The organism is Mesorhizobium sp. M2C.T.Ca.TU.002.02.1.1 (assembly GCF_003997225.1).
Window position 1 is genome coordinate 1 of record NZ_RZTO01000687.1, and the last position, 3,396, is coordinate 3,396.

Below are 3,396 nucleotides of genomic sequence, written 5' to 3' on the forward strand. Positions count from 1 at the left end.
GGCGATGAAGAAGGGTTCGGTCTTCATCGAAAACACCCCCGCCTCGGCCGAGGTCGCGCGCGAGCTCGACGAAGCGGCGCGCCAGGCGGGCTTCTCCTTCCTCGACGCGCCGGTGTCCGGCGGCCAGGCCGGCGCCGAGAACGGCGTGCTGACCGTCATGGTCGGCGGCGATGAGGCCGCCTTCGACAAGGCGCGGCCCGTCATTGACGCCTACGCCCGCATGATCGGCCTGATGGGCTCGGCCGGCGCCGGCCAGCTGACGAAAATGATCAACCAGATCGCCATTGCCGGTCTCGTCCAGGGACTGGCCGAAGGCATTCATTTCGGCAAGAAGGCAGGCCTCGACATCGAGAAAGTCGTCGAGGTGATCTCGAAGGGGGCAGCCGGTTCCTGGCAGATGGAAAACCGCCACAAGACGATGAATGCCGGCAAATATGACTTCGGCTTCGCCGTCGACTGGATGCGCAAGGACCTCGGCATCTGCTTGGCGGAGGCCAACCGCAACGGCGCCAAGCTGCCGGTGACCGCGCTTGTCGACCAGTTCTACAAGGATGTGCAGGACATGGGCGGCAAGCGCTGGGACACGTCCTCGCTGCTGGCGCGCCTGGAAAAATAGGCGACTTGATGATCCTGCCCGATCAGAGCTGGAGCGCCGACGACATCCTCGCTCATCTGCGCTCGATCGGTGTGGCGGAAAACCTGACCGGCATGGCGCGCTTCGGCATCAACACCGCGACCGCGCTTGGCATCGGCAATTCCGAATTGCGGCCGCTGGCGCGCAAGGTCAGGAAGAACCATGAACGCGCGCTGCTGCTGTGGAAGAGCGGCATTCGCGAGGCGCGGCTGATGGCCGCCTTCACGGGCGAGCCGAAGAAGCTCGACATCGATCAATGCCGGCGCTGGGCCGCGGATTTCGACAGCTGGGAGATCGTCGACTCGGTTGCGGACCTATTTGCCGAAACGCCGTTCTGGCGCGAACTGGTCGACGGGTTCGCCGAAGACGACCGCGAATTCGTCCGCCGCACCGCCTTTGCCATGCTGGCCTGGAGCACTGTGCATCTCAAGAAGGAACCCGACGCGACCTTCATCGCCTATCTGCCGCTGATCGAGAGGCATGCGAGCGACCCGCGCAATTTCGTGAAGAAAGCGGTGAATTGGGCGCTGCGGCAGATCGGCAAGCGCTCCATGAGCCTGCACGCCCCTGCCCTTGCCCTGGCGGAGAAACTGGCGGCATCGCCGGACAGGACGGCACGCTGGATCGGCAAGGACGCGGTGAAGGAACTGACGGATGCCAAGCAACTCGAACGACTCGCCGCCAGAAAAACTTGATCCCGCTTCCTTCCGCTTCATCGAGGTGACGCGGGAAACGCGCGGCCGCTTCGAAACCCTCTTCGAACAGCCCGGCGCACCGAAATACTGCTGGTGCATGGCCTGGCGCCATTCCAGCCGCGAGCATATCCAGAACGACGAGAAGAAGCGCATGATGATGGCGCGCATCGATGCCGGTACCCCGGTCGGCATCCTCGCCGAGTTGGACGGCGGACCGGTCGGCTGGTGCTCGGTCGCGCCGCGCGAAACCTATCGAAGACTTTCAAAGCAGCAGGACGACTCCGAGACCGGCATATGGTCGATCGTCTGCTTCTATGTGCCGAGGGCTTTGCGTGGCGGCGGGCTGGCTTCCGCCCTGCTCGACGCCGCGATCGACCACGCCTTCTCCAAAGGTGCGCTTATCATCGAGGCCTATCCTGTCGACGAAGCAGCACCCAGCTATCGCTTCATGGGGTTTCGAGACATGTTCGCCGCGCGAGGCTTCCAAGAGACCGGAACCGCCGGCACGCGCCGGCATGTCATGCGGCTGAACCGTTGAGCCCTGACCGGTCACGATGCTTTTACTCGATTCCGCAAATCCACTCGCGGAGGATGGAGCGACCATGAACAAGCGTTTCAGATCATGCGCGACGTTGGCGGCCATGCTCCTGCTCGTTGCCTCGGGAGCCCATGCCTCGGCCGACGTCGCGCATATCTTCTGGAAGGATCTCCGTCCGGCGACGCAAGCGATCGCCGAGGACGCCAACCTGCCGATGGTCGCGGCAAAACTGCCCGACCACGGCGAGACCTTGTCGCTCGATCTGCAGGACAAGACGATACAACTAGCCGGCTATGCACTGCCGGTCGACCGCGAGGGTGACCTCGTCTACCAATTCCTGCTGGTGCCGTGGACCGGCGCCTGCAGCCATATGCCGACGCCGCCGCCGAACCAGATCGTGCTGGTGACGCCGGCGCATCCCTACAAGATGAAAGAGGCCTATGAGCCGGTCGCCGTCACCGGCGTGCTGAAGCCCGGCATGGAGAAGAGCCAGCTCTTCATCCTCGACGGCGTCTCGATCGTCCAATCCGGCTACACCGTGCGCAAGGCCGAGGTGACGAGTGTCGGCAGCGTGCCGGACACGGTCACGCTGCCGGTCAACTCGCCGTGGAATTTCCTGAACAAAAAGAAGAATTAAGGCCGGTCGGCGCAACCAGTGTCACGCCGCGTTCGCGCCCGATTCCTTGTCCAGCACCATGTAGTCGAGCGGGATTTCCGTCGTATACTTGATCTGCTCCATGGCGAAGGACGACGAGACGTCGCGGATCTCGATCTTGGCGATCAGCCGCTTGTAGAATGCGTCATAGGCGGCAATGTCCGGAACCACCACGCGCAGCAGGTAATCGACGTCGCCGCTCATGCGGTAGAACTCGACCACTTCCGGGAATTCCTGGATGACCTCGGAGAAGCGCCGCAGCCATTCATGGCTGTGCGAATTGGTGCGGATCGACACGAAGACGGTGACGCGCACATTGACCTTCTCATGGTCGAGGATGGCGACACGCCGCTTGATGACGCCCTCCTCCTCGAGCTTCTGGATGCGCCGCCAGCACGGCGTGGTCGACAAGCCGACTTTCTTGGCGACATCGGCGACCGCAAGCGTCGCGTCCTCCTGCAGGAGGCGGAGAATTTTTCTGTCGAGGCGATCCATGGGAAGCTCCAGGGGAATAGTTTCTCCATAATCCCTTTTATCGAGGCCTTTAACAAGAAAGAAATTCTGCCAAAGGCACGAAAAGCGAGTGATATCTTGCAGAATGCCTAATCGATGCGATAGCGGATTTCCGACCTCAGGAAGGGCAGCAAATCCATTTCAAACCAGGGATTCTTCTTAAGCCAGCCGGTGTTTCGCCACGACGGATGCGGCAGCGGCAGCACTTTCGGAATGGACGGTCCATCCCATATGGCGCGCCAGTTCCTGACCGTCTCGGTCAGCGACGGCAGGCGTGTCGTGCCCATATGCCATGCCTGCGCATAGCCACCGATGGTCAGCACCAGATCGATCTGGGGCATCAGCGCCATCAGGTCCGAGC

6 protein-coding genes are annotated in these 3,396 nt (G+C 62.3%); 4 read left to right on the forward strand and 2 right to left on the reverse strand.

Annotated features, from left to right (window positions below):
• From EOD07_RS27550 to EOD07_RS27565, 4 genes are all read left to right on the forward strand, one after another.
• A partial coding sequence (locus tag EOD07_RS27550; protein WP_164772585.1) for an NAD(P)-dependent oxidoreductase occupies positions 1-616 on the forward strand: 616 nt, incomplete at its 5' end.
• Between the two features lie 8 nt (positions 617-624).
• Positions 625-1,329 (forward strand): DNA alkylation repair protein, encoded by a 705-nt coding sequence (locus tag EOD07_RS27555; protein WP_127237637.1) that lies wholly within the window; start codon positions 625-627, stop codon positions 1,327-1,329.
• The gene (locus EOD07_RS27560) at positions 1,289-1,867 is read left to right on the forward strand and encodes a GNAT family N-acetyltransferase (protein WP_127237638.1); all 579 of its coding nucleotides are present in this window, start codon (positions 1,289-1,291) and stop codon (positions 1,865-1,867) included. Before EOD07_RS27555 ends, EOD07_RS27560 begins: the two co-directional genes overlap by 41 nt.
• Positions 1,868-1,931: 64 nt before the next feature.
• Complete coding sequence (locus EOD07_RS27565; protein ID WP_127237639.1) at positions 1,932-2,504, forward strand: DUF3299 domain-containing protein; 573 nt, start codon at positions 1,932-1,934, stop codon at positions 2,502-2,504.
• A gap of 21 nt (positions 2,505-2,525) precedes the next feature.
• On the opposite strand, the gene EOD07_RS27570 is transcribed toward EOD07_RS27565, so the two are convergent.
• Together EOD07_RS27570 and EOD07_RS27575 are read right to left on the reverse strand one after the other, a co-directional pair.
• The gene (locus tag EOD07_RS27570) at positions 2,526-3,017 is read right to left on the reverse strand and encodes an Lrp/AsnC family transcriptional regulator (RefSeq protein WP_006205209.1); all 492 of its coding nucleotides are present in this window, start codon (positions 3,015-3,017) and stop codon (positions 2,526-2,528) included.
• Positions 3,018-3,124: 107 nt separating this feature from the next.
• On the reverse strand, positions 3,125-3,396 hold a 272-nt coding region (locus EOD07_RS27575), incomplete at its 5' end, for a uracil-DNA glycosylase family protein (protein ID WP_348627786.1).

Coding starts and splice junctions, on each gene's coding strand:
- EOD07_RS27555 (WP_127237637.1), top strand. CDS start 625: ATGATCCTGCCCGATCAGAGCTGGAGCGCCGACGACATCCTCGCTCAT.
- EOD07_RS27560 (WP_127237638.1), top strand. CDS start 1,289: ATGCCAAGCAACTCGAACGACTCGCCGCCAGAAAAACTTGATCCCGCT.
- EOD07_RS27565 (WP_127237639.1), top strand. CDS start 1,932: ATGAACAAGCGTTTCAGATCATGCGCGACGTTGGCGGCCATGCTCCTG.
- EOD07_RS27570 (WP_006205209.1), bottom strand. CDS start 3,017: ATGGATCGCCTCGACAGAAAAATTCTCCGCCTCCTGCAGGAGGACGCG.